This window comes from Streptomyces sp. NPDC004838, assembly GCF_053600955.1.
The window spans coordinates 199,128-224,193 of record NZ_JBSGAW010000003.1; the positions used below are offsets into that span (position 1 = coordinate 199,128).

26 protein-coding genes and 3 pseudogenes are annotated in these 25,066 nt (G+C 69.1%); 12 read left to right on the forward strand and 17 right to left on the reverse strand.

The genetic code is table 11. The features are described 5' to 3' along the window. Positions 1-215: 215 nt before the first annotated feature. The 9 genes from ACWEFL_RS05435 to ACWEFL_RS05475 all read right to left on the reverse strand — a co-directional run bounded on the left by ACWEFL_RS05435 (position 216) and on the right by ACWEFL_RS05475 (position 9,293). Positions 216-836: a DUF7691 family protein gene (locus ACWEFL_RS05435; RefSeq protein WP_451707750.1), complete on the reverse strand. Its 621-nt coding sequence runs from the start codon at positions 834-836 to the stop codon at positions 216-218. A gap of 468 nt (positions 837-1,304) precedes the next feature. Next, complete coding sequence (locus ACWEFL_RS05440; protein WP_451707752.1) at positions 1,305-1,964, reverse strand: hypothetical protein; 660 nt, start codon at positions 1,962-1,964, stop codon at positions 1,305-1,307. Beyond that, positions 1,961-2,857 (reverse strand): ATP-binding cassette domain-containing protein, encoded by an 897-nt coding sequence (locus ACWEFL_RS05445; protein ID WP_451707755.1) that lies wholly within the window; start codon positions 2,855-2,857, stop codon positions 1,961-1,963. Before ACWEFL_RS05445 ends, ACWEFL_RS05440 begins: the two co-directional genes overlap by 4 nt. Positions 2,858-3,018: 161 nt before the next feature. Next, positions 3,019-3,576, reverse strand: coding sequence for a dihydrofolate reductase family protein (locus tag ACWEFL_RS05450; RefSeq protein WP_451707758.1), 558 nt, complete (start codon positions 3,574-3,576; stop codon positions 3,019-3,021). A gap of 274 nt (positions 3,577-3,850) precedes the next feature. Then, the gene (locus tag ACWEFL_RS05455) at positions 3,851-4,039 is read right to left on the reverse strand and encodes a hypothetical protein (RefSeq protein ID WP_451708128.1); all 189 of its coding nucleotides are present in this window, start codon (positions 4,037-4,039) and stop codon (positions 3,851-3,853) included. A gap of 457 nt (positions 4,040-4,496) precedes the next feature. Beyond that, a complete protein-coding gene (locus tag ACWEFL_RS05460) occupies positions 4,497-5,408 on the reverse strand; it encodes an SDR family oxidoreductase (protein WP_451707761.1) in 912 nt (303 codons plus the stop codon). Then, entirely contained in the window at positions 5,405-5,989 is a 585-nt protein-coding gene (locus tag ACWEFL_RS05465) for a TetR/AcrR family transcriptional regulator (RefSeq protein ID WP_451707764.1), read from the reverse strand. The genes ACWEFL_RS05460 and ACWEFL_RS05465 overlap by 4 nt, the downstream gene beginning before the upstream one ends. A gap of 426 nt (positions 5,990-6,415) precedes the next feature. Next, a complete protein-coding gene (locus ACWEFL_RS05470) occupies positions 6,416-6,937 on the reverse strand; it encodes a hypothetical protein (RefSeq protein WP_451707767.1) in 522 nt (173 codons plus the stop codon). 892 nt (positions 6,938-7,829) lie between these two features. Further along, positions 7,830-9,293 carry an oligopeptide:H+ symporter gene (locus ACWEFL_RS05475; RefSeq protein ID WP_451707770.1) on the reverse strand — a complete coding sequence of 488 codons (1,464 nt, stop codon included), beginning with the start codon at positions 9,291-9,293 and terminating at the stop codon, positions 7,830-7,832. A gap of 228 nt (positions 9,294-9,521) precedes the next feature. On the opposite strand from ACWEFL_RS05475, the gene ACWEFL_RS05480 reads away from it, so the two are divergent. Continuing rightward, positions 9,522-10,346 (forward strand): alpha/beta fold hydrolase, encoded by an 825-nt coding sequence (locus ACWEFL_RS05480; RefSeq protein WP_451707773.1) that lies wholly within the window; start codon positions 9,522-9,524, stop codon positions 10,344-10,346. A 434-nt stretch (positions 10,347-10,780) separates the two neighbouring features. Here the strand turns inward: ACWEFL_RS05480 and ACWEFL_RS05485 are convergent, their stop codons facing one another. Then, entirely contained in the window at positions 10,781-11,308 is a 528-nt protein-coding gene (locus ACWEFL_RS05485) for a TetR/AcrR family transcriptional regulator (protein WP_451707776.1), read from the reverse strand. A 280-nt stretch (positions 11,309-11,588) separates the two neighbouring features. Then, positions 11,589-12,212, reverse strand: coding sequence for a DJ-1/PfpI family protein (locus ACWEFL_RS05490; RefSeq protein WP_451707779.1), 624 nt, complete (start codon positions 12,210-12,212; stop codon positions 11,589-11,591). 90 nt (positions 12,213-12,302) lie between these two features. On the opposite strand from ACWEFL_RS05490, the gene ACWEFL_RS05495 reads away from it, so the two are divergent. Further along, on the forward strand, positions 12,303-13,640 hold the full coding sequence (locus ACWEFL_RS05495; protein WP_451707782.1) for an aminotransferase-like domain-containing protein: 1,338 nt from the start codon (positions 12,303-12,305) through the stop codon (positions 13,638-13,640). Positions 13,641-13,959: 319 nt separating this feature from the next. After that, positions 13,960-14,928 carry an NAD(P)-dependent alcohol dehydrogenase gene (locus ACWEFL_RS05500; protein WP_451707785.1) on the forward strand — a complete coding sequence of 323 codons (969 nt, stop codon included), beginning with the start codon at positions 13,960-13,962 and terminating at the stop codon, positions 14,926-14,928. A 303-nt stretch (positions 14,929-15,231) separates the two neighbouring features. On the opposite strand, the gene rpsN is transcribed toward ACWEFL_RS05500, so the two are convergent. After that, the gene (gene rpsN, locus ACWEFL_RS05505; protein ID WP_451707788.1) at positions 15,232-15,537 is read right to left on the reverse strand and encodes a 30S ribosomal protein S14; all 306 of its coding nucleotides are present in this window, start codon (positions 15,535-15,537) and stop codon (positions 15,232-15,234) included. After that, the gene (gene rpmB, locus ACWEFL_RS05510; RefSeq protein WP_451707790.1) at positions 15,537-15,773 is read right to left on the reverse strand and encodes a 50S ribosomal protein L28; all 237 of its coding nucleotides are present in this window, start codon (positions 15,771-15,773) and stop codon (positions 15,537-15,539) included. The genes rpsN and rpmB overlap by 1 nt, the downstream gene beginning before the upstream one ends. Before the next feature lie 66 nt (positions 15,774-15,839). Between rpmB and rpmG the strand changes: the two genes are divergently transcribed. The 8 genes and pseudogenes from rpmG to ACWEFL_RS05550 all read left to right on the forward strand — a co-directional run bounded on the left by rpmG (position 15,840) and on the right by ACWEFL_RS05550 (position 20,140). Then, positions 15,840-16,004, forward strand: a complete 165-nt coding sequence (gene rpmG / locus ACWEFL_RS05515) for a 50S ribosomal protein L33 (protein ID WP_451707792.1) — start codon at positions 15,840-15,842, stop codon at positions 16,002-16,004. Between the two features lie 55 nt (positions 16,005-16,059). Continuing rightward, positions 16,060-16,314, forward strand: a complete 255-nt coding sequence (locus ACWEFL_RS05520) for a type B 50S ribosomal protein L31 (protein ID WP_451707795.1) — start codon at positions 16,060-16,062, stop codon at positions 16,312-16,314. Between the two features lie 12 nt (positions 16,315-16,326). After that, a pseudogene (locus tag ACWEFL_RS05525) lies at positions 16,327-16,449 on the forward strand (cobalamin biosynthesis protein CobW); the annotation flags it as partial. Positions 16,450-16,513: 64 nt separating this feature from the next. Then, complete coding sequence (locus tag ACWEFL_RS05530; protein WP_451707798.1) at positions 16,514-16,672, forward strand: hypothetical protein; 159 nt, start codon at positions 16,514-16,516, stop codon at positions 16,670-16,672. A gap of 67 nt (positions 16,673-16,739) precedes the next feature. Continuing rightward, positions 16,740-17,579, forward strand: coding sequence for an isocitrate lyase/PEP mutase family protein (locus tag ACWEFL_RS05535; RefSeq protein ID WP_451707800.1), 840 nt, complete (start codon positions 16,740-16,742; stop codon positions 17,577-17,579). 119 nt (positions 17,580-17,698) lie between these two features. Further along, positions 17,699-18,460 carry a metallophosphoesterase family protein gene (locus tag ACWEFL_RS05540; RefSeq protein WP_451707803.1) on the forward strand — a complete coding sequence of 254 codons (762 nt, stop codon included), beginning with the start codon at positions 17,699-17,701 and terminating at the stop codon, positions 18,458-18,460. Between the two features lie 300 nt (positions 18,461-18,760). Continuing rightward, the gene (locus ACWEFL_RS05545) at positions 18,761-19,156 is read left to right on the forward strand and encodes a hypothetical protein (RefSeq protein ID WP_451707806.1); all 396 of its coding nucleotides are present in this window, start codon (positions 18,761-18,763) and stop codon (positions 19,154-19,156) included. A 363-nt stretch (positions 19,157-19,519) separates the two neighbouring features. Continuing rightward, positions 19,520-20,140 carry a hypothetical protein gene (locus ACWEFL_RS05550; RefSeq protein ID WP_451707808.1) on the forward strand — a complete coding sequence of 207 codons (621 nt, stop codon included), beginning with the start codon at positions 19,520-19,522 and terminating at the stop codon, positions 20,138-20,140. 248 nt (positions 20,141-20,388) lie between these two features. Here the strand turns inward: ACWEFL_RS05550 and ACWEFL_RS05555 are convergent. After that, positions 20,389-20,858, reverse strand: a pseudogene (locus ACWEFL_RS05555) (DinB family protein). Here ACWEFL_RS05555 and ACWEFL_RS05560 point away from each other — a divergent pair. Then, positions 20,793-20,978, forward strand: a pseudogene (locus ACWEFL_RS05560) (XRE family transcriptional regulator); the annotation flags it as partial. The pseudogenes ACWEFL_RS05555 and ACWEFL_RS05560 sit on opposite strands and share 66 nt — an antisense overlap. 388 nt (positions 20,979-21,366) lie before the next feature. On the opposite strand, the gene ACWEFL_RS05565 reads toward ACWEFL_RS05560, so the two are convergent. The 3 genes from ACWEFL_RS05565 to ACWEFL_RS05575 are packed head-to-tail and all read right to left on the reverse strand — an operon-like array spanning position 21,367 to position 25,063. Then, positions 21,367-22,224 (reverse strand): ECF transporter S component, encoded by an 858-nt coding sequence (locus ACWEFL_RS05565; protein ID WP_451707811.1) that lies wholly within the window; start codon positions 22,222-22,224, stop codon positions 21,367-21,369. Next, a complete protein-coding gene (locus ACWEFL_RS05570) occupies positions 22,221-23,888 on the reverse strand; it encodes an ABC transporter ATP-binding protein (protein ID WP_451707813.1) in 1,668 nt (555 codons plus the stop codon). Before ACWEFL_RS05570 ends, ACWEFL_RS05565 begins: the two co-directional genes overlap by 4 nt. After that, on the reverse strand, positions 23,885-25,063 hold the full coding sequence (locus ACWEFL_RS05575) for an energy-coupling factor transporter transmembrane component T (RefSeq protein WP_451707816.1): 1,179 nt from the start codon (positions 25,061-25,063) through the stop codon (positions 23,885-23,887). The genes ACWEFL_RS05570 and ACWEFL_RS05575 overlap by 4 nt, the downstream gene beginning before the upstream one ends. Positions 25,064-25,066 lie beyond the last annotated feature (3 nt).

The following is a 25,066-nucleotide window of genomic DNA, read 5'->3' on the forward strand; positions in this document are numbered from 1 at the left end:
GCCGTCATGCTGCCATGACCGCAGCCCGCTCCGCACGCACGATCGAGCCCGCGGCGCCCGGGGTGCTCCTACTTCTCACCAACATTCACGCGCCCTTCGGTCGCTGCGTGATGCCGAAATCCACCGACAAGTGCTCTCACTTGAACCTACGCAGCCACCTCGGGTGAGCGTCATTCCGCGTTCGTACCGGCTTTCCGCTCACCTCGCCCTCGGGCTCAGGAACGGAAGCCGATCACGCCGAAGCCGGGTAGCGCCTTCGCGCGCCGCATCCAGTCGAGGCACTGCTTGACGGCCTGGACGACTTCCGGCTCCTGCGGCGGAGTCCGTTCCGGCTCGGTGCCGTTGCGTGTAGTGACCTCGTACTGCACCAGAGCCTGGGCGATGCGATCGGGCGTCCACTCGCCACAGCCCGGTGTGAAGGTGTACGGCAGCGGAGCGGGCGGGCCGCCGTGGCTGAAAGTCTCCACGGACACAGCGGTGATGCCCAGCGCGCCGAGCCCCTCGTCGACGACCGACAGCCAGTCGCCCCGGTGCGGTGTAAAGCAGTCGTTGGGCAGGAACGCGCCGGTGAACGAGCACAACCGCTCGTAGGCGTAGCCATACTGGAAAGCGTGGCTCGGGTCCTTGCTGAAGGGCCCGCCGTGAATGACCGCGTGCAGCGCCGCTTCCGCCGTGGGGGCGCCCTGCTCGATCTCGTAGCTGTGAAAGTCGTCGTCGCGGGCCAGGTCGTCCGCGAATTCCCCGCGTATCACCTTCAGCAATTGGTCGTCGCGGGATCCGACCAGGGCGCGCGTGGCTTCCACGTCGAGCAGGTAGAGGCTCAGGGAAGAACTCATGGGATCAGCCTACGGTCGGTGTCGAGCATCGCTTCGCCCCACCAGCGGCGCAGGACCGATTCGAAGATCAGCAATCAGCAGATCCACGCCGGCGTCATCCACCTCGGACGCCTGCACTCCCCCCGGCCCTGGCCAAAGCCGATACCGCAGTCCTCCGGGACCCCGATGCAGAGGTGACCGACCCCGCTCTCTGCAGCGGCAAGTTCCTCGGGTGGGCCGTGGGCCACGCAGCGAACGCCGACGCCGTCCTGTGCCTGGAATCCCACACCGATGACGACTACGGCCCCGTACCCCGCCCCGACCCAGCCCTCGCCGCCGACGGGAAGAACACGTGGAACACAGCCACTGAGCGGCTCCGGATCCCGAAGCCGCCGTCCGGCGAGGTGGACGCACTGCGCAACCCTGGACCGTCTTCCGGGGGGCCGGCCTGTCCAGCGGCTCGTGGCGGGCACGCTCGCAGCGGCGCGCCTACTCCCTGCGTCCGGCGATGTACTGCGTGATGGCCGTGAACACGGCCAGGATGAAAGCGGAGAGCAGCAGCATGCCGCTCGTGGGCCCCAGCAGCTTCGTCGCGTCGGAGGTTGTGGCCATCAGGGTGAACAGCCGGTTGACCGGAGGCATGCCCTTGACGAAGAGGGCGCTCATCACCAGAACGAGGGCGGCGACCAGTGCGTAACCCTGTCGTTTGAAGACCAGCCGTGAGCACAGCACACCGATGGCGATGCCCACGAGCGCGCAGGTGAGCTGTGCTTCGAGTCCCAGCAGGAGATCGGTCGTTGTGACGGCGTAGTTGCCCACCCACAGCGGGAGGAGCAGGCCGAAAACCATCAGGACCAGACAGCTCAGCAGAGCTGTGCCGATCGCCGAGAGGAGGACGGTGAGTGACCGGCTGCCGCTGGTGACGACGACGATCGCCCGCTGCGACGGGTCGTCCAGACTCATCAGCGCGATGGTCAGCCATGTCGAGCAGACGAACAGCGCGCCGGCGGAGGAAGCGTAGGCGGGGGGCAGCGGACCGCTGCCGTTGACGGTCAGTACGCCCATCAGGCCCATGAACAGCAGCAGTGGGGCGAGGTAGCGCTGTGTGTGGAGCACGGTGGCGAATGTGTAGCGGATGAGCGCGATCATCGCGGGTCCCGGTCTCCGTTCGTCGAGGCGTCCGGCGTACGGCGGCGGTCCATGACCGTCCCTGTCACCCGCTCGACGGACCAGCCGTGCTGAAGCGCGGTGAACAGCAGGGCGTCAGTGGACTCACGGGCCACTCTCACCCTGATTCCGGACGCCTGCCGGCTCACCGCCAGCACACCGTCCAGTTTCTCCCAGGCCAGGTCCCGCGGCACGCGGTCGTCCTGGCGCATGGTCAGGACGACCTCGGACGAGAGCCGGTACTCGGTGGCCCCGGGCTCCGGCGTCCGCAACGCCACATGGCCCTTGCCGACCGTGTAGGTCCGGGTGGCTCGGGCCCTGGTCACCGACTCGCGGTGGTCGGTGAAGACGACCGTGCCTCCGGAGTCGGCGACCTCGGTAAAGATCTCGGCCAGCACGTCGTGGGCGTCTGCGTCCAGCCCGGACCACGGCTCGTCCAGGACGAGCAGACCGGGTTGGACCAGCAGGGCCTGCGCCAACGCGACCTTCTGCGCGTTGCCCTTCGACAGGTTCCGCAGGGGGGTCTGTTCGCCGCCTCTCAGGGCCAGCCGGTCCAGCAGTCGGCCGGCCCGAGTCGAGGCGACCGAGGTGGGCAGCCCGCGTATGCGGCCCATGTGGGTCAGGTATGCCACGGCCGACATACGTTCGTTCGGGGAAAAGCGGTCGGGGACGTAGCCGACGACCGGTGGCCGCGCGGCCACCGTGCCCCGCGTCGGCCGGGACAGGCCCACCGCGATCCGCAGCAGGGTCGACTTACCCGACCCGTTCCCGCCCGTGAACGCCACGACTTCGCCGGCCGGAGCCTCCACGTCGACGTCTCTCAGAATCCAATCGCCACGACCATAGCGCTTGCTCACCGCGTGAAGTCGTAGCAAGTGAACTCCTGTCCGGTACAGCACCCTCCAGATGCTTGCAGATTACGGGGCCCGGAATTCGCTCTGCATAAGCTGCGTGTTACCGGCGGGAGTGGTGGCGGCGACCTGGGCGAGGTCGACGCCGGACAGCTCCCCTGCGGCAGGAGACCGACCGGTGCGGCTCAGCGGGTCCGGTAGCGCGCGTAGATCAGTCCGCTGTCGAATGCACGCTCCTCGACCAGCTCGAGATCGAGGCGCACTCCGTCGGGGAAGAACCGCTTGCCGCCGCCGACCACGCTGGTGGTGATGAACAGGTGGTACTCGTCCACCAGGCCGGCCGCGATCGCCTGGGCCGCGAGGTTCGGGCCGTCGACCGTGAGGTCGTGATCGGCCTCGGCCTTGAGCTTGCGCACCGCGTCCGGGTCGAAGGTCCGCTCGATCCTGGTCTTCGCACTGGACACCGACTCGAGCGTCGTGGAGTACACGATCTTCTCCGCGGCCTGCCAGTCGCGGGCGTATTGCAGGATATGCGGCGGATGGTCGGGCTCGGTGTGCGCGGTCTCCCAGAAGACCATCGTCTCGTACATCCTTCGGCCGTAGAGGTACGTGCCGACGGGGCGGAAGAGGTCGTTGACGAAGGTATGCACCTCCTGGTCGTCGGCCCCGGTGCCGAGGTCGCCCTCCGCCGCCTCGGCGTAGCCGTCGAGCGAGGTAATCATCGAGTAGATGAGCTTTGCCATGCGTCTCCTTCGGGTACAAGCGCGTCAGTCTGCCAGCGGTCCTGCAAGCTGTGACCTCCGCACGACCCGAAACTCATCGATCGGCCGGCCGGCCGGTTCCGTCGACCGTCGGAACCCGGAGGTCTGGCTGGAGGTCGCCAAGATCGCGCTCTTCCTGCCGGCCTGGATGCCGATGCTCGGGACGCCGATGCTCGCCCTGACCGGCCATGCGAGGCTCTGGGAGCCCCGCCGACTGCGGTTGCGCCTGGCGGGGGCGGCATTGTCGCGCCTGGGGTCAAGGGCCGGGCGTCCTGGACGCGAGCCGGTCCCGCAGCTCAGCAGCCACCTCGCCCTCATCCGTCCCCGCCTGCGCGAGGAGCCCGAGCAGGACCACGACGGCGCGCGCCTCACCAGCGGTGAGGATGGGGAGGCGCTCGCCGGGCTGGTCGATCAGGACGTCGAGGAGGTCTGACAGGTCGGTCATGCCGCAGTAACGCCGAGCCGGCCAGGGCGGTTACGCGTCCTGTGGGGGTGGGGGCGGCTGCCAGGGTGTGCACCCACGGCCAGTACCCGGCTGCTGCGTACTGCCTGCCGGCTCCGACGAGCCGAACACACCGCAGCCGGCCCGTTCGGGTTGTGCTGGAACCAGCGGCGGTTCTGGTCGGTAGCGCAGCCGTCAGGTGTCTTGCCGGCAGTGAGGATCAGCCCGGTGCCGCCTCTCCCCGCTGAAGGACCGGCACATCGACTTCCTGGACCACTACCTGTTCAACATCTACCTGTTCAACATCAGGGCCGGTGGCCCGGGCCAGGGTCCGCTGCGCGACCCGGACGTCTCCGACGAGGAGGACACCGAAGAGGAGTATGCCGCCGGCGGCATACGGCAGCTGTCCCTTGCCCTTTGCCCTTGCCCTTGCCCTTGCCCTTGCCCTTGCCGGCCAGGGTTACAGCGGGTCTCCAAGTGGTCCGTACTGCTCTTCCAGGTTCTTGGCCCAGTGGGCGGCGAAGTCCGGTTGTGTGCCGTCGGCATCGGTGAAGCCGTACTCCTGGTACAGGCCCCAAGTGGCCAGGGCCCGTCCGGTCTTGGCCATGATCTCGGGGTCGGCGGCCAGCGCCGCGACGGCCCGGCCGAGGTAGGCCGGGGTCTCGGAGTGGGCGAAGTTCGGGTCTTGGGCCGCGCCCTCGCGCCAGTTGGCCTCGGTGACACCGAAGTGTTCCAGCATGGCCTCCGAGCGTAGGAAGCCGGGTGTGATGGCCACGGCCGCGACGCCATGGGGCTTGAGCTCGGCGGCCTGGGCGACGGCGAGGCGGATGACCGCGGACTTCGCCAGGTCGTAGAAGAATGTGCCGCGGTAGCGGGCGGTGTTGCCGTCGGTGACCTCCACGACCAGGCCGCTCTTGCGGGCGACCATGAGGGGAAGCGCGAACCGGCTGGTGATGATGTGGGTCTCCACCGCCTGCCGCAGCAGCCGTAGACCGGTGTCCAGATCCTGCTCCCACAAAGGGTGTTCCCAGTCGGTCAGCGGATCTCCGCCCCATACGGAGTTGACCAGGATGTCGAGCCGTCCGTCCTGTTCTGCGGCGATCTTGTCGACGAGGGCCTGGACCTCGTCGGGTCGGCCGTGGTCGGTTCGGACGGGAATGCCCAGGCCGCCTGCGGCGGTGATCTTCTCGGCGGTCTGCTCGATGGTTTCCGGGCGGTCCAGCTCGGAGCGCCCACCGGTGCTGCTGCGTCCGGTGACGTACACCGTCGCGCCGGCGGCGCCGAGCTCGACGGCGATGCCGCGTCCGCCGCCCCGGGTACCGCCGGCGACCAGAGCCACCTTTCCGGCCAGCGGGCGTGCGTCAGTCGTCATGATTCCTCCGGGTCGTGGCTGTGTCGGGGCGGACGGTGCGGGGACAGCACGTTGTCGAGTTCTTGCCGGAGCCGCTGTTCAAGGGTGCCTTCGCGTTCGAGTGCCCAGGTCAGGCCCGCACCGGCGGTGATCGCCTGTACGGTGCGGGCCAGCGCCGCGGCATCGGTTCCGACGCGGAGCTCGCCCGCACCGGTCGCCTCCGTCAGCAGGTCCTCGATCGCCCGCTTCTGAGTACGGTGAATGGCCAGCGCACGCTCGTAGAGCTGCGGATCACCAAGATCCATGCACAAGAACGCCAGATGATGGGCGAAGCTCTCCGGCGTGGCCATCGTGGCCGCCGACCCCACCGTCAGCGCCGCCAACGCCCCAAGCGCCGAATCGTGCGACAGACGCACTCGCCCAGCCGTCTCGCTCGCGTCCTTCTCGGACAGGTCGGCGAGTGCCAGAAGCAGACCACGCTTGGAACCGAATCGCTGCACCAGAGTTGCCGGCACCAACCCGACCTCGCGCGCCACGGCGGCCAGCGTGAGACCCGCGGGACCCACCCGTCCCATCACTTGCGCCGCCGCACGCAGGATCACCGCATCCTCGACCCCTCGGGGACGTCCCACCACTGCCGCCCTTCATTAATAAATGTTCGTTCATTCATTAAACAGCACAGGGGTCACTGCTGGCGAGTTCCGGGCCGTGGCCCCCGTCATGTGGGAGGAGCTCTGGAGGGCGCGGTGCAGGAGGGTGTGGGGCCTGGCGGCCGGGGGGCCGTCGGCGGCCAGGTGGTAGCTGCGGGAGCGACTGGCCGGGGCGGCGCTGTCGGCGGGGACGAAGGCGATGATCTGGCACCCAGCTCTACCCCGGCGGCATCGCCGCACCTACGCCGCAGACCTTTGGCGCGACCTCCCCACCGATACGTGGAGTCGGCTTCGGAGTCGACCACCAAACGCCGGTGGTCCGCTATGTGGCGACCGCCCTCGTAGCGGCCATCGACAAGTGGCTGTGACCCGCGGCCATCACACGGTGGGATCCACATTCCACCTCTCCGGCAGATCGCTACCACAGAAGACGCAGACGAAGTCGTCCTCGCGCACGATGTTGTGCTCCTGGCAGCCGGGGCACCGCCGAAACACCACCTCATGGGTGAAGCCGGAGGGCCGCCCGAGCCCTACATCGTCCAAAGCACGAGCGACTTCCGGCCAAGAGGTGACGTCCGGGCAGTACCCGGTGGACTGATTGCTGACCTCGCCCACGGCCCACCGGCCCGCCTCGCGTACGAAGCTGATCTCGCCGGCACTCAGAACCATGGCTCCACCGGCACATGCCACATGCTCACTTCGCCGCGGTGCCAGCCGAAGCACACCGTCCGTGCCGACCACGAAGGTGAACGGTTCGCCCAACTCCGCCGTCGATCGCTCGGCAACCCAGTCCTCGAAGTCAGCCGCCGAGCTGATCCGGCGCCCGCCACTGCCAAGCCGGACCGCGGTCTTCAGCTCGACTGGTCCGACATATCGATAACTCCGCCCCCGCACACCCACATGAGCCAACCTAGACCACTCCGATACACACCCCAGGAGCGCCCGCCTCGGGACCTGGGACCGCCGGGTGGCTTCCGGGAGTCTGTGCCACGCTGCGGTGACGGACCAGACTGACACTCGTGTTGCGACGGGGTGGGCCTCCGCGAGCGGCCTGTGCGATCTCCCGCGCCGTACGAGGCTCCGCCCGGCCGTGAGATGACTGTGCATCAGATCACCGAGCACGGACCCGCATCGGCGGCGTTCCGTCCGCCTTCCCGGGCGTCTCTGCCGCCGCGGCCTTCCTCCGGGTCGTCTTCTACACCGCGGCTTTCCCGGATGACGCCGGCCTCCTCCCAGGCTTGCCGACACGGGCAGTGTCGGCGGGCTTCCGGACTCAGCCTCGGCGGCGACACCGGCCCCCTGCGACTGCGGAGCCCGCAGACCGCGACAGGTCCGCGCCGGTGCACCGCGGAGTGCAAGGCGGGGATCCTCGCGGAATACGGCCTATCCGCCGGGCCGTTGTGGCGGCCCGGCGACGGGCCGGAGCCCGTACCGAACCGGGGTGCGCCCGGATCCGGCCGGACCGCGTACAAGCGGTGTTCGCGCAAAGTGCGGGGCCGGCCGGGACCGGGCTGAGATCCGGCCCGGTCGGCCCCGGCGGCGAGGTGCTCTGGATTACCGCTGGACGGACCCGATCCATGAGAGACCGTCCGAGCATGAGAACTGCCGGGATGGCGCAGTTGCTCCAGGAGATCGTGATCCGGGTGCTGTCTCGACCCCAGAGCATGCCGTGTGTGGTGTCGTTCGAAGGCGCTCCGTCACGTCGGCGGAGTCCGGTGGCTCGTCCGGGCCCGGACTCCGCCAGGCGGAGAGGACCGCACGGTCCGGTGGCGTTCTACGCTCGCCGGCAAGGTCACAAGACGGCCGGCTCTTTCTGAACTCCGCGCTGATTCCTCGACCCGAGGACCTTGGTCGCGAACATGCCGACCGCGACCACCGCACCCACGGCCGCGCAGGCGCCGAAGTAGAGCGCCTCGTTCTCGCCGGGAACGAACCACTCGCCCGCCGTGCCCGCGAGAGCGATCCCGCCCGCGATGCCGAGGTACTGGATCGCGATCATGCGAGTGCTGTACCCCTCGGGACCCACCCGGCTCGCCAGGGCAAGCCCCGACGGCGTGACCACGACGTCTGCCGCTCCGAAAGTGAATACGATCAGCGCGACGATGAACATCGGAGTCAGCGCGTCCCCAGCCGAGAACACCGCGAGCAGCAGGAGCCCGACCGAGCAGATCGAGAAAGACAGGCCGAACTTCGTCCCGAGTCGGGGCTGTCGATCCCCGAGCTTTCCCCACAAGGTGGCAAGGAACGGGGCGAGGAAGATCGAGCACAGCGGCGCCGCTCCCAGAAGCGTCGAAGGCGGGACCTCCCACCCGAACAAGCCCCGATCCGTCGACTCCTCGGAGTGCACCGCCACAGTCGAGTACAGCTGCTGGTACAGGCCGTTGAACACCATGGTCGCGACGAAGAACGGCAGGTATCCGAGCACGCCTCTGCGCACCTCCGGCGTCAACGACTTGTCTCTGAGCAGTCGCACGAAGAAGACGACGGCGACGACGAGGGCGGCGGCCCCGAGAAGCGTCGCGGGATTGAAGCCGAGCAGGACCGCCCCGACCAGGACGGCGAAGCAGAGGAGGACGGCTGAGGTCACGCCGAGGATCTGCGTCCGGGTCGCGCGGTTCTGCGGGTCCACTCTGGGAGCGGTCGCTTCGCTGCCACGCCGGAACGGCCCGTACAGGAGACGTCCCACGGCCAGCGTGAGCGCGGAGACGATGAAGCCGATGCTGAACCCGACCTTCGACTCCAGCACGCCGCCGAGCGTGACACCGACGAACGCTCCCGTCGCCCCTCCGACGTAGTAGATCGTGAATCCGGATTCCCGCTTCGTGGGGAAGGCGTCGAGAGTGCCGCCGACAGTCGCGGATTCTCCGACCCACATGGAGGCGGCTCCGAGAACCACCACGATGATACCGACCGCCAGTCCGACCGGTCCGGGGACGACGGCGAGCAGGAAGTAGCCGAGGGCCGCCACCCAGGCGCCCCAGCGCAGCGCGAAGGCGGCACCGAACACACGGTCGGCGAACCAGCCCAGCACGATCGTGGCGAGATAGGCGCAGGCGCCGAACGCGGCGGAGATGCTGATCGCACGATCAACGGAAAAACCGAGCCCGCCCTCGTCCGTCGCGAAGTAGATGTAGTAGACAAGGAGAGATTGGAGCGCAAAAAACGTCGTCGAGTCGAAAACGGTGAGACCCGCGACAGGATAGAGCGTGCGCGGAAGTCCCGCGAACAGCTTCGGTTTGTCGACCTCAGTGGACATCGGAGAATCCCCCTCGAATCTCGAATCGTTACTAAAACATTCGTTTCACTAACGGAAGCTACCGCACCACCCCCTACGAGTCCATAGCGGATTTCGTGCAGTTCAAACCGTTACCCGAACCCCTTCACGCCACCATCCGGGGCTTGCACCGGCTCGGACAGGAGGGTTACCGTAACGATCGTTGCACTATTGCGCAATCCCCGATTTCCACCAACGAACGGAGCAGCCATGCCCTCGGTCGGGATCAACGGCAAAACGATGCACTACGAGCAGTCGGGCAGCGGCCCGGACCTCGTTTGGATCGCGGGCGGCGGCGCACCCGGAAGCGAGTGGCGGCTCTACCAAACCCCTGCCTTTGACTCGCTCTACCGGAACACCACTTTCGACAATCGCGGGGTCGGAGCATCGTCGGACTCGGCCGAAGAAACACTGACGATCGGTCAACTCGCGGACGACGCAGCGGCGCTGATCGAAGCCGTCTGCCGGACTCCCGTGATCGTCGTCGGGCTGTCCATGGGGTCGATCATCACTCAGGAACTCGCCGTGCGCCGCCCCGATCTGGTCCGGGCCGCCGTCCTCATGGGGACGATCGCCAAGGCGACCGGATGGGTCTACTCCTATATGGACGCCGAGATCCAGTGGCGGCGCGCCGGCAACCGGCTCTCGGGAGCGATGGGTGCCGCGCACTCGCTCGCGCAGCTCTACCCGGCTTCGGCGCTCAGCGACGACCGGTTCTGCGAGGAGATGCTCGCCTACAGCTCCAGTCCCGAGTACGAGAGCGATCTTGAGGGCTCTCTCATCAGCCAGTGGCAGGCGTGCAACGACTACGACGGCAGGGAGAGCCTCCGTACCTGCACCGTTCCGCTGCACGTCGTCGGGTTCGAGCAGGACGTCCAGGCGCCGCCGAAGTGGGGCGAGGAAGTCGCCCGGCTCGCCCCGAACAGCGACTTCACACTCGTCGCCGGTGCCGGCCACGCCTCCTGCATCGGCCACAAGCACGAGGAGATCAACGCCCTCATCCACCGCCTGATCGCGCCCTACCGAGAAGGGTAGGGAACGGCCAGGCCCGCGGCCCCGGCCCAGGTCGTTTCCGATGGGTCAGGCTGGGTTGGTGAGCGGGGGTCTGGTTCCGTGGATCGCAAGGCGGAGGAGGGAGTCCATGCGGTGGGGGTACCCCCGGGCCGTCAGGCCCAGGGTGGGGGTACCCCCGGGCCGCCAGACCCAGGGTGGGGGTACCCCCGGGCCGCCAGACCCAGGGTGGGGGTACCTCTCGGGCCGCCAGACCCAGGGGGAAGGCGCCAGATCACCCCTCGAACTGTTCCCGCAGCCACTCGGGGTACGGACCGTACCCGCCGATCGGCAGGTACGGCTCGATGAACTTCCACTGACCGCCGGCGAGTTGCCCGCGCGTCACAACCAGTTCCTACCGGCTCCACCTCCCGAAGGAGGCAGAAGCCAGTAACTGATCACAACACATCACACAGAACCTAGACCCGGAGGTTCCGGGCGAAGTCCTTGACGGCCTCGTTCAGACGGTCCAACTGGCCGGTCGAAACCAGGTCGACTGTCACGCCGCTCAGTACAGAGATAGCCAGCGTGGCCCGAACGCGCGCAATCTCCGGTGACATGCCGTCGCGCACCAGCCACTCGCTCCAGTAGTCGAGCCAGAAGGTGGTCAGGTCGTCGCGCGCGGCGTCATCGACCAGGCCCTCGATCAACATCACCTCGATGTTGAACCGGCTGAACGCGATCCTGGCGGGGTCTTCGACCCACCAGTCCCAGATCTGCATGAACGCGTCCGCGAAGCTGGCGTCCGGGCGCGCTTCACGCAGGCTCTGAAACCGGGAGAGGTTGGCCTCGCGTGCCCGCCTCAGGGCTTCGAGGATCAGTGTCTCCTTCGACCCGAACTGATGGGTGATCACCGATGTGCTGACCCCGAGCGCCTCGGCGAGCTTTCTGATCGAGAGCTTCGCGATCCCGTTCGCCGCCAGGTACGCGATCACCTGATCGAGCACTTCCGCTCGTCGCTCGTAGTCGATTGGTCTCGCCAATGCCCGCACCTCCTCGTTCCGGACTCCAGCGTATTCGGCCACGCCTGGCAGCAGGCAAAGGGGGCTGGCTGCCCGCCACCCGGTACGAGCGCGCCAGGGTGGCCGGCCTCGCTGTGCGGAACGCGATCCGCGCCCGTCCGCACCGCGCCCCTCCCCCGCGCGGCGGAGTCGTGATCCCGTCGCCGAAGTGTTCGTGGAACAGGGGGCGCGGCTTCCTGGCCGGTCGCTGCTCGCGACTGGTCGGTCAGACGAGCGCCGGTGCGGGAGCGGGCAGGTAGGGAGAGATGTTGCGCCAGGCGCGCTCGACGTACTCATCCTTCTCGCCGACCGGGGCGACATAGTGCAGCGCGCCTGCGGCGGCTTCGTTGCCCTCAAGGCGGGCGATGATCCAGGCGGCGAGGTAGTGCGAGGCCAGGCATCCGCCTGCGGTGGCGATGTTGCCCTTGGCGTAGAAGGGCTGGTTGAGCACCTCGACGCCGGCGGCGATGACCCACGGCTTGCTGATCAGGTCGGTGCAGGCGGGGATGTCGTCGAGCAGGCCGAGCTTGGCCAGCACGAGCGCGCCGGAGCACTGCGCCGCGATGAGCTGGCGCGAGGGGTCCAGCCCCCGCAGGATGTTCATGATCGCCGAGTCCTCGACGACCTCGCGGGTGGCGATGCCACTGCCGACGATGACGGCGTCAGCGGCGCACGCCTCCTCAAGAGTGGACATCTGCTCGATGACCAACCCGTTCATCGACGTCACCTTGGGGCTGGGGGTGGCGATGGTGACGCGCCAGTCGTCGGTCTTGATGCGGTTGAGCACACCGAGCGCGATCAGGGAGTCGAGCTCGTTGTAGCCCTCGAAGGTGAGGATGGCGATATGCACGGTGGCAGTCCTTCCTGGATGAGTCGGGTCTCGACGGTAAGGACCCGCGAACAGGACGGTCAAAGAATTGTCATGGGTACAATCCGGCGCATGGCGGCCTCGCGATACAAAATCCTGGTCGACGCGCTCGCATCCGACATCCGGACCGGGCGGATCGCCGCAGGTGTGCGGCTGCCGACACACCGCGGGCTCGCCGCCCGCGAGGGCATCGCCGTGGTGACCGCGACTCGGGTGTACGCCGAGCTGGAAGCGATGGGTCTGGTGAGCCGGGAACAGGGCCGCGGCACATTCGTACGCGACATCGCGGTTCCCGCCGGTCACGGCATCGATCAGCAGGTCGTCGCGGCGGATGCGGTCGACCTCAACTTCAACTATCCGTCGCTGCCCGGCCAAGCCGATCTCCTACGGCAGGCCCTGCGAGAGGTGGCCACTTCCGGTGAACTCGACTCACTGCTGCGCTACCAACCACATCGAGGACGTCCCCAGGACAGAGCCTCGATCGCACGACACCTGAGACGTCGAGGAATCACCACAGACGCGGATCGGATCCTCATCACCAACGGCGCGCAGCACGGCCTCGCCATCACCGTCATGGCCGCGCTCAACGCCGGCGACGTCGTCGCGGTCGACGCACTCACCTACCCCGGTTTCAAGGTGCTCGCGCATGCCTTTCATCTCGACCTGGAGCCCATACCGAAAACCACCAACGGCCCGAATCTCGATGCCTTGGAGAAGCTGTGCGCGACCCGCCCCGTGCGCGCGATCTACACCATGCCCACCTTGCACAACCCTCTGGGCTGGGTCATGTCGGCAACCGACCGAACCCGCCTTATCGAGATCGCTCGACAGCACGGTTCGCTCATCGTCGAAGACGCCTCCTACGCCTACCTGGTCGAGGACCCTCCACCGCCTCTGGCCGCAAGCGTGCCGGACATGACCGTCTACGTCTCGGGGCTGTCCAAGAGCGTCGCCACCGGCCTGCGGGTCGGCTTAGTCGTCGCACCGCCTGCTGTGGTGCCCTCACTCGAACGCGCGATCCGGGCGACTACGTGGAACACCCCCGCCCTCACCACCGCGATCGCCTGCCGCTGGCTCGACGACGGCACGGCGGACCACCTGGAGGCGCAGAAACGAGACGACGCCAAGGCCCGCCAGGCACTCGCCGGACAAGAGCTGGCCGGCCTACAACTCATCAGCCACCCCTCGTCCTACTTCGCCTGGCTGCCGCTGCCCGACGACGCACGCGCCGATCGCCTGACCGCCACCCTCGCACGCCTGCACATCTCGGTGACCACGGCGGAGCCGTTCACCACCACGACGCACACGCCGCAGGCGATCCGCCTCGCTCTGGGCTCGGCCGATCTGGACAGTCTCCGGTCGACGCTGCGTACCGTGCGACGAGTCGCTGTCGAGGACGCCTACACCTGAACTCCCCTCGACCAGCCGATTCCCGCCCGGACCCGACGTCCGCGTACGAAAGTCCGTCGGCCGGTCGACGCCCGAAGCCGTGGACACTTCGTCCCCCCTCGACCACTCCGAGCGGCAACACATCTCACGACGCTCAGTCACCACCGGAGGTCAGACAGGGACGTTGACCGGAAACTCCCGCCGTTGGAGATTCGGCCGGCCCCCAGAGCATGCTCAGGAATCTGGTCAGACGTGCGATCCGTCGGGATACTCGGACGCGGGATGCTCAGCGCAACCCGGGGTGTCACGGTGGCGGAGACCGTCAAGGGGGGCTACGGCCATGAGGGCGATCGTTCAGGATGCGTACGGGTCGGAGGATCTGCTGAACCTGCGGGACATCGACCGGCCCGTACCAGGCGACGACGAGGTGCTCGTCGAGGTACGTGCCGCAGGTGTGGGGCCCGAAGTGTGGCACCTGATGACGGGCAAGCCGTACGTGGCCCGGGTCGCCCTCGGACTTCGCAGGCCCAAGAACCCCGTCCGGGGCTGGGACGGGGCCGGGCGGGTCGAGGCCGTCGGCGCGAAGGTGACCGACTTCAAGCCGGGCGACGAAGTGTTCGGCAACTGCGAGGGGTCCTTCGCCGAGTATGCGCGCGCCAAGGCCGACCGGGTTGTGCTCAAGCCCGCCAACCTCACGTTCGAGCAGGCCGCCGCCCTCCCCGTCTCCGGCATGACCGCCCTCCAGGCCCTCAGCGGCAAGTCCCGCCCCCAGCCCGGTCAGCGGGTCCTCGTCATCGGCGCGTCCGGCGGCGTGGGAACGTACGCCGTCCAGCTCGCCACGATGTACGGCGCCGAGGTCACCGGCGTCTGCGGTCCCGCAGGCGCGGACCTCGTCCGGTCCCTGGGCGCCACCCACGTCATCGACTACACGCGCGGGGACATCACCGACGGCCCGCACCGCTATGACGTCATCGTCGACAACGCGGGGCTTCGGCCACTGCCCGTACTCCGCCGAGCCCTCACACCACGCGGCACGCTCGTCATCGTCGGCGGCGAGGGCGGGAGCGGCTTCCTCGGCGGTATGAGCCGTGATCTCCGAGCCGTCCTGCTCTCCCCCTTCGTCGCCCAGAACCTCCGCAACCTCGTCTCCCTCACCCGCCGCGAGGACCTCCTGACCCTGAAGGACCTCGCCGAGAAGGACCGGATCACCCCGGTCGTCGACCGCACCTACCCCCTCGCCGAGGCACCCGCCGCCATCCGCCACCTGCGGCAGGGCCACCCCCGGGGCAAGCTCGTCGTCACCATCTGACGGCTGCCCGCACCCAGCCCGGCCAGCGGGCCGGGACTACGCGCCGCCCGCACATGGTTCAGCCCGCTCGACCGCATCGAGAACCCGATACCCGCCCACCCGGCTCCCGCACCCACCACGGCGAGGCTTCCTTCGCCCTGCGACCCGGCGCCCCCGTCGGGTTATGAGCCGGCGTGTGGCCCGGCGGACCCGCGAGGGCGTCACCGACCTGACACCCGAAGAGGGTCACGCCCCGGACGAGGTCCCGGCCGTGACCCCGCCGGGTCACGGCCGGACGCTCCGTCCACCGCGAGGGCGCCAGAGCTACCAGGACGACTTGGTGACCCCGGGAAGGAAGCCGGCGTGGGCCTGCTCACGCACGCGGACACGTGACAGGCCGAACTTCCGCAGGTGGCCTCGCGGCCGCCCGTCCACGCTGTCCCGGTTGCGCACCCGGGTCGCACTGGCGTCACGAGGCTGCCGCCGGAGTTCCTCCACGGCGGCCCGGCGTTCGGCGTCGGTGGAGGACGGCCGACGGATGATCTCCTTCAGCTCGGCCCGCCGGGCCGCGTACCTCTCGACGATCGCCTTGCGCTTCTCGTTCTGCGCGACCTTGCTCTTCTTGGCCATCAGACCTTCACTCCCCGAGCGCGGATGCGGGCCACGGCGGCCTCGATTCCGATGCTGTCGACGGTCTTGATCGCCTTCGCGCTGAGCGTCAGCCGGACATACCGGCCCTCACTCGGCAGCCAGTAGCGCTTGCGCTGGATGTTGGGGTCGAAACGGCGCGATGTGCGCCGGTGCGAGTGGGAGATGGTGTTGCCGAAGCCCGGTCGAGCACCGGTCAGTTGGCAGTGGGCGGACAAGGTCTTACCTGCCTCTCGTCGGACGCTACTTATTGATAATGGAAACCATTCCCATATAGTACTCGCATGGCTCGCACCGAGGTACGCCCGATCATCACGCTGCGCTCCACCGCGGGAACCGACTACACGTACGTCACCCGCGAGAACCGCCGCAACAACCCCGATCGCCTGGTCCTGCGCACGTACGACCCCGTCGCCCGGCGCCACGTCGACTTCCGCAAGGAACGCTGACCCGCGGACCACACCCTCCTGCCACCGGCCCGTCCCGACCCGAAGGAACCCCGCCATGAAGCCTGGAATCCACCCCGCGTACGGTCCCGTCGTCTTCCGCGACCGTGCCGCGAACTACGCGTTCCTCACACGCTCCACCATGACCAGCGACAAGACGATCGACTGGGAGGACGGCAACACCTACCCGGTGGTCGACGTCGAGATCTCGAACGCGAGCCACCCCTTCTACACGGGGACCGCCCGCGTACTGGACACCGCCGGGCGGGTCGAGCGGTTCGAGCGCCGCTACGGCCGACGCGGGGCGAACTGACGGCCCCTCGCTTCGCCCGGACTCGATCGCCACGGGCTCGCACGACTCCTGGAGTCCTGTCTGTCCGCCGGTGCCGAGTACGCCGCAGGACCCGAGGCGTGGAAGCGCCCGCCGACCGCGTTCGACTCCCACCTCCCCCGTCGCCTGGACCTGAGCCACGCGTCAGCCCGGACTCATCCCCATCCCCGAAGGAACACTCATGGCTCCCCGCCAAGGCCCCCACAAGCCCATCAAGTCCCGCCCCAACCCGCTGGACGCGGCCGGGATCACCTACGAGGTGCCCGTGGCGGTCGTCGCCCGTGTGCGGCCGACCCTCCCTACCGCCAATGACGAGGCAGAGAAGGCAGTGCGATGGTGATCACCGTGGCCGGATACTCGATGCCCGTCGCCCTGGTACAGGGTTGGCGACTCGATAGATTGGCTTGATGAGAGATACGGACCCGCCTCAGTCGGCTGCTGTCAACCAATTCCGTGCACTGCACGAGTCCGGGTGCTTCATCCTGCCCAACCCGTGGGACGAGGGGTCGGCGGTGTACTTGGAGCACCTTGGATTCCGTGCCCTTGCCACCACTTCCGCGGGCTTTGCCTTCACGAAGGGGATGCCTGATGAGGTCTGGGCCGTGCCACGGGATGTGATGCTCTCCCACATCCGGGACATCGTCGCGGCGACACCGCTGCCCGTCAACGCCGACTTTCAGTCAGGGTACGCGCACGAGCCCGAAGATGTGGCCGAGAATGTCGGCCTCTGTATCGAGACGGGAATCGCCGGTCTGTCGATCGAGGACGCAACGGGCGACAGGGCGAAGCCACTCTATGAGAGCAAGCTGGCCGTTAGACGTGTTCGAGCCGCTCGCCAGGCGATCGACTCCTCGGGGATTCCGGTCGTTCTGACCGCGCGATGCGAGGCCGGGCTGGTCGGGTACCCGGATGCCGCCCAAGTGGCGATCGAACGGCTGGTCGCCTTCGCCGAAGCAGGAGCCGATTGCCTCTTCGCTCCAGGACTCGAGAAACGGGAGGAAATCGCGGCGATTGTCAAAGCGGTCGCTCCGAAGCCGGTCAACGTCCTGGCCTCGAGCAATCCGGCGCTTCCTGCCGCCCGTCTGGCCGATCTGGGAGTCCGCCGGATTTCGACGGGATCCTCCCTCGCCCGCGTGGCCTGGAGCGCCTTCATCAGTGCCGCTGAAGACATCGCAGAAGAGGGCGCGTTCGATGCTCTCGGCCAAGCGGCCCCGTTCAGCGTTCTCGACCAGGTCTTCCGTACATGACCGACCTTCTGACGACACCGTGAACGCTCCATCGCTCCCGACGTCGAACGGCGCCCCTTGAACTACGCGCCAGGCGAAGGATCCCACCACTCTGTCGCCTGCGCCCCACAGTGGTGACCATGCCGAACCGAGTAGCCGTCCTGTCCGACATCCACGGAGTCCTGCCGGCCCTGGAGGCAGTGCTCGCCGAACCGGACGTCGGCACCGCCGACCACATCGTGCTCACCGGCGATATCGCCGCCGGCCCGCAACCGACCCGGGTTCTCGACCTGCTGACCAGCCTCGGTGACCGCGTCATCTGGATCAGCGGCAACGCCGACCGCGAACTCCTCGAGTACCGCCGGGGGCAGCGCGACACGATCCCCGATCCGATGGCTCTCTGGGCGGCCGCACAGCTCCGCGAGGACCATCTCGACCTTCTCGGCTCGCTGCCACGATCGCTCTGCCTGTCCGTGAACGGCCTGGGAAAGGTGCTGTTCTGCCATGCCACCCCTCGCGACGACGAGGAGGTCGTCCTGGTCGACTCCCCCCTCGACCGCTGGAAGGAGGTCTTCAGCGGACTCGATACCGACATCCGCACCGTGGTCTGCGGCCATACCCACATGCCGTTCGTCCGCCTCGCTCACGGCCGGCTCGTCATCAACCCCGGCAGCATCGGTATGCCCTACGGACGCGCCGGAGCGCACTGGGCCCTCCTGGGCCCGGGCGTCGAACTCCGCACCACACACCTCGACCTCCAGGCCGCGGCCACCCGGCTCAGCCAGGACTCGTCCTACCCCGACATCGCCGAGTGGGCCGACTACTTCCCGCACGCTCGCGCGACCGACGCCGACGCCCTCGCCGCCTTCGCCCCACGCGACGGACACGACCACAGCCCGTGACACTCGCTCCCCATCCACGGCAGCGGGCAGCCGCACACCGGTCGTGGTGATCGCCGACGCGTTGCCCACCCGGGCCGGGACCGCGCCGGGCGTTGTGAAGCGTACGGGTCGGACCGCGGGGCTTCCGCTGGTCGCCGTCCGTGCCCTGGCGTGGTGCCGTCCGTGCCCGGACATGACGCCGGGCGGGTCCGGCCGCCCGGTGGCGGGTTCTGTGCCGTGGACGTCCTGTGCGGCACCGCCGTCTCCGGCGTCGTCGAGGACGACCGCCCATGAGAGGGCGCGGGAGCGTGCGGAGAGCGCGTGCCAGGGCATCCCGATCCGGTCGAACAGCTCAGCCGCCAGGTCCAGTTCGGCGACGCCCCGGGTGCGGTCGTGATCCCGGGCGAACCGGACCGCCCGCTGCTCGGCGAGCTCCGCGCGCAGCAGGTCCTCTGGGCCGGGCAGGTCGTCGTGCGCGCCGGTGCCGTCGGCCGCGTGGCCGGCCCGCAGGACGGCACCGTCGCGGAGGGGATGCTGGTGTCGCCCGACGGGACAGAGTTCATCGTCTCCGTCCACCGGCCCGATGCCGAGCAGGACCCCGACTATGGGTACCAAGCGCCCGACCTCCGGGTAGTGCCGGCCACACGGGGAGGAACAGCGACCGATCTCACCGACAAGGAGCTGGACTCGCACACGGTGTTCCTGAGCTGGTCGTGAGCGGCTGTGCGAGGCCCCGCGTCGGTGCGGTCGCGGTGACCGTGCGGGGGGGGCCGCCGCTGTGGGGACGTCAGATCGGTCCGCACGGACGGCTGTCGCACGCGGGTGCGGGGCGATCGGGCTGTACGCGGTACTGGGGCCCGGTCGCAACGGCCTGTCAGTGCTACCCGCCGATCACACAGAGCCTCGAGGGCGGCAGTGCGCGGACCCAAATCTCGTCTCCCCACCCACTGTCTCCCTTCGTGATCAATCCCTAAGGTTTGAGCAACGGAACAGAGGGACGGGGGCACTGGTTTGGAGACCGCACAGCGCGTAATACACCGGGACCGGCTCTTCTCAAGGTTTCTGCTGACGCTCGTCGGGTTGGCCACGTTCTTCCTGTGCTACGCACTGGTCCGGGAGAACCTGCCGCAGTCGGTGACCCGCGACTGGCCGTGGAAACTCAAGCTCCTGGACCTCCAAGGGGCTGTGACAGCCGTCATCGCCACAGGCGGTGCATACCTGGCCCGCGCTCAGTACGCGCGCACCATTCGGCCCGCTCTCGGCTACTTCGGACGGGTCATGGCAGGCATCGCTCCGGACGATCGCCTGGCCTGGGTCTGTCACTTGTTCAACGGCGGCCAGGACGTGGCGGTGACAGCGCACGTGAGCTACCGGGTCACCTACACGGCCGCCGCCAGGGCACGGGGAGCGACCGACTCGCCGAACTGGGTGACTCAGCAAGAGGCTGTGGCCTCGCTGGCAGGCTGCGGCCTGCTCGACAGGAGCGACTTCGCCCTCGACCTCATAGGCCCAGGCCGGCCGATCCCCGGACAACAGCTGATGTTCCTGGGCTGGTTCACGGCGGAGGCGATGAGGCAGGCCGAAGACGTCTTCTGCCGGATCCACGTCGTCGACCGGGTTGGGGACACCCACGAACGCGTCATCAGTCTCCTGAAGGGCGCCAACCGCACGCCCCTCCAACCCGATCCACCCCCGTTCTGACAATCCGCCCCACCACAACCGGACCCGACAACTCCCCGGCCCCGAAGGACACCCGACAAGCCCACGGCAGCGCTACCCACATGAGGCGAGCCGAGAGAATCCCCGGGCCACACACATACGTCGCGAGTGCACGTCGTCGACCGAGTCCGAGCACAACGCACCCCGCCCGCCGCCTCAGCGGGCCCGGCAGCAGACCGGCCGGCCGCCCGGAAGACCAGCGGCACAAGACAGCGCCGCACAGTCGTGGATCAGCGGCCGGTCGTGCCGTCGGCGAGTTCGCGGAGGATGTCCGCGTGGCCCGCGTGTCGGGCGGTCTCCTCGATCATGTGGGTGAGTGCCCAGCGGATGCTGGGGGCGGGGCTGTCCGGACGCGGTCGGGGGACGGGTGTGCCCGGATCGGGGCATCCGTCGAGGACGTCGTTGGCGCGCTTGACCGCGTCCCGGTAGCGGGCGACGACATCGGCCACGCTGTCCGCCGGTGCGGCCTGGAACGTCGCCTGCCAGTCGGTGACGTGGCCCCGAGAAACATCGAGCGTTCGACGGACGTCAGGTGGTTGAGCAGGCCGAGCAGGTTCGTACCCGAGGGCACCGCGGCCGTTCGCACCTGCGGTTCGGGGGCGCCGTCGACCTTCGCGGCGATCGAGGTCCGGAGGTAGGCGAACGCGACCTGACACTGCCGCCCGGTGAGGCAGCCGAGTTCGACACCTCCCTGCCCCACTGGCTGGGCAGCGCCGACGGAGGCGCGGTCGAGCTTCTCATCCTCTTCGGCCCGCAAGGGATGCGAGCGCACGTACACACCGACCCCCATCGATCGCCGCACGACAGGAGCCGACAGTGAACTCGGCGCCCGAGCGCCCGTGACACCACCGGGTCATCGCACGGGTGCGTGCAGGCCCTGAGCTCGTCCCCGGACACCGCCCGGAGCGGGGGCGGGAGCAGTCGGGTGCAGGGCCGATCGACGGAATCGTCGGTCCCGGCACATCGAAAGGCGATACCGGATTCCTCCGATACCGCCTGCGACCTGCGAAGACGCTGGTCGGGACGGCAGGATTCGAACCTGCGACCCCTTGACCCCCAGGAGTGAGCGTCGGGGGAACTACCTGCACACACGGTATCGACGTTCGCGGCACCTTTGCTGGTCTGGGAGCGTTGCTGCAAGCCACGGCGACTGCCTACCGTCACCACCGCATGTGAGACAGGGCCGTTGGCTGGACGGACCCGGAGGGTCAGCGAGCCTTCCGGTCGTCCTTCACCGGCCGGGCCGCGCGATCCCCGTCACCGGTCCGGGGTGCGGGTCGGAAGCGGACGGTTGCGCCGAAGCGGGCGCGGCGGGCGGCGCGGCGCAGGACGGTGAGGACTGCGGGGCCGGCGACGGTGATGCAGATGAGGTTGGTGACGGCGCGGCCGGTGTCCCAGCCGAGGGAGGTGGCGAGGTCGAAGGCGAGGTAGCGCTGGAACTGCTCGGTGAAGGGCAGCCCGGGGAGGTAGGCGATGGAGCTGTTCGGGTCGAGGAAGAAGGGCCAGAAGGAGAGGTTGAGCAGGAAGCCGAAGAGGTAGCCGGAGACGGAGCCGTACACGGCGAGCATCAGCACCTCGCGCCGTCCGGTGGCACGCGGGAGCAGTCCGGCGAGCATGCCGACGAAGGCGCAGCCGAACATCTGGTACGGCATCCAGGGGCCGACTCCGCCGGTGATCAGGGCGGAGGCGAAGAGAGAGGTGCATCCGAGGGTGAAGCCGAACCCCGGTCCGTACACTCGGCCGGCCAGTACGAGCAGGAAGAAGACCGTCTCGATGCCCGCGGTCCCGGCGCCGAGGGGGCGCAGGGCGGCGTTGACGGCCGAGAGCACGCCGAGCATCGCGAGCGCCTTGGAGTCGATGCCGCCTTCGGCGATCTCGGAGACGACGACGCCCAGGATGATCAGCAGGAGGGCGCCGAAGATCAGGGGCGGGGCGTAACGCGAGCCGAAGGCCCCCGGTGCCACCAGGAAGGGCCAGAAGAAGGCGACGACGCCGAGCAGGGCGGCGAGTGCGACGACGGCGCGGGCGCGGTGGCCAACGCGGATGGCGGGGGTGGGTCTGGTCATGACACCGGTTCTCCGGCTCCGGTGGTCGCTTCGAGGGCGGCTTGGACCTGCCGTACCGTCAGGTAGCGGTGGGGGGCGAGGATCTTGGCGGTCTGCGGGGCGAAGACGGGCGAGGCGGTGATGACGTCGGCGGTCGGGCCGTCCGCGACGATGTCGCCCTCGGCCATGACCACCACGCGGTCCGCCGCCCGCGCGGCGAACTCCACGTCGTGGGTGGAGACCACGACCGCGCGTCCTTCCGCCGCCAGTGCGTCGACGGCTTCGATCAGCTGCTCCTTGGCCCGGTAGTCGAGCCCGCGGGTGGGCTCGTCCAGCAGCAGGACACCGGGGGCCGCGGAGAGCTGGATGGCGAGGACCAGGGCCAGTTTCTGCCCCTCCGACAGGTCGCGCGGATGGATGTCGTCCGGGATGCCGGGTGCGAGCCGGTCCAGCAGGGTCCGGGCGTCCACGCCGTTCCCGTACCGGGCGGACTCGGTGTCGGCTTCGCCGAGTTCCTGGGCGACGGACTCCAGGTACAGCAGGTCGGCCGGTGTCTGTGGGACCAGTCCGACCAGTCTCCGGGCGCGCCCCGCCGTCGCTTTCCCGGGGTCGGACGCCGAAGCGCCGCCGTCGGTTCCCGCGGCGACGCGCACCGAGCCCCGGGTGCGGGTGCCGGAGCCTTGGAGTGCCCACAGCAGGGACGATTTGCCGCAGCCGTTCCGGCCCATCAGGGCGGTGACCTCGCCGCCGCGCAGGGTCAGATCGACCTCCCGCACCGCGGGGATGCCGCCGTAGGTGACGGTGACGGAGGTGGCGGTGAGCAGCGCGGGAAGGCCGTCGGGCAGTGCCGGCCGGGCGGGTGCGGGCTCGTGTCCCGCCAGCCGGGCCCGCAGCGGGGCGGCGGCGCGGCGGGCGTCGCGGACCGAGAGGGGCAGCGGGGACCAGCCGGCGGCGCGGCCGAGTTCGACGACGGGCGGGGCGACGGTCGTGGTACGGAAGGTCTCGGCGGGCGGTCCGGAGAGTACCCGGCCGTCGCCGGGGAGGTGGACGACGCGGTCGGCGTACTGGACGACGCGTTCGAGGCGGTGTTCGGCGAGGAGGACGGTGACGCCGAGGTCGTGGACCAGGCGGGTGACGGCGGCGAGGACCTCCTCGGCGGCGGTCGGGTCGAGTGCCGAGGTGGGCTCGTCCAGTACCAGCACCCGGGGATGCGCGGTCAGCACGGAGCCGATGGCGACCCGCTGCTGCTGGCCGCCGGAGAGTTCGTACAGGGCGCGGTGGCGCAGGTCGGCGAGGCCGAGGAGGTCGAGGGTCTCCTCCACGCGTTTGCGCATGACGTCCGCCGGGACGGCGAGCTGCTCCATGGCGTAGGCGAGTTCCTCCTCGACGGTGTCGGTGACGAATCCGTCGAGCGGGTCCTGACCGACGACGCCCACGACGTCGGCGAGTTCCCGGGGCGGGTGGGTCGCGGTGTCGCGGCCGTCGACGAGCACCCGCCCGTGGAGGGTGCCGCCGGTGAAATGGGGCACCAGCCCGTTGACCGTGCCGAGGAGGGTGGACTTGCCGGTGCCGGTGTGGCCGACGACGAGGCAGAGTTCGCCTTCCTCCACGGTCAGGTCGACGTCCCGCAGCACCGGCTCGGTCCCGTCGTCGTACTGGACGGTGACCCGGTCGAAAGTGATCACGTGGCTTCCTCGGGGTTCGCGACGGGTGCGGTGGTCGGGCGTGGGGCAGGTGGCGGGGAGAGGAAGCCGGCGGCGCCGGCGAGCAGGATCGCCGCGGCGGGCACGGCAGGCAGCGCGGGCCAGCCGAGCGGGTACAGCGAAGGGTTGAGCTGGGCCGGGTCGAAGCCCGTGTTGCCGAAGAGGATCACCGCGGAGAGCACCCCGCAGCCGGCGACCGCCCATTCGGCGAGGCGCCAGGGGTCGGGCCGGTAGGTGGTGCGGGTGACGCGCCGCCCGCCGAGCCGCAGTCCGGCCAGGCACAGCAGCGCGCCGAGCCCCATCGCGGGCAGACCGAGCAGCTTCGGGGCGGTGGGGTCGAGGAGCCCGTACGCCCCGGCGCACAGGCCGCACATACCGAGCAGCATCAGGGCGCCCGTCAGCCGCCGGGAGGCGCGGGTCGCGGTGCCCGCGCGCCCGTAGCCCCGGGAGTCCATGGCGGCGGCGAGCCGCAGGGAGCGTTCGAGGGCGTCCTCCAGGACGGGGACGACGATGCTCCGCAGGGCCCGGAACCCCTTGGTACGGCCTGCCCGCAGGCGTCGGGCACGGTTGACGCGCTGGACGCTCTGCACCAGTTGGGGGGCCACGCTGATCGACACGGTGACCGCGACGCCCAGCTCGTACAGGGCGCCGGGCAGGACGCGCAGCGCCCGCTTGGGGTTGGCGAGGGTGTTGGCCGCGCCGATGCAGCACAGCATGCACGCCAGCCTCAGCCCTTCCGTCGCCGCTGACAGCAGTGCCTCCAGGGAGACGGGTCCGCCGATGCTGATGCCCGCGTACCAGTCGGGGGTGGGGATTTCCGGCAGTTGGAGGATGAAGTGGTCGTCCGGGGAGATGCCGGTGCCGAACACGGCCCGGAAGAAGACCCGGATCGTGATCACCGCCAGCGCCAGGTACAGGTAGTACACGAAGCCGCGCGCCCAGGGGGCCTCGGTGCGCCTGGCGGTGACGACGTATCCGAGGACGGCCAGGACGAGCAGGAGCAGAAGAGGGTTGTTGGTGCGGCTGGCGGCGGTGGCCAGGGCGAGCGCCCAGATCCACCAGGCGACGGGGTGCAGGGTGCGCGGCAGCCGGCGTCCGCCCGTGTCCGGCGCGCGGCCGGACACGGGCGTCTTCGCCGCGGTCGTGGTACGGGCCACCCC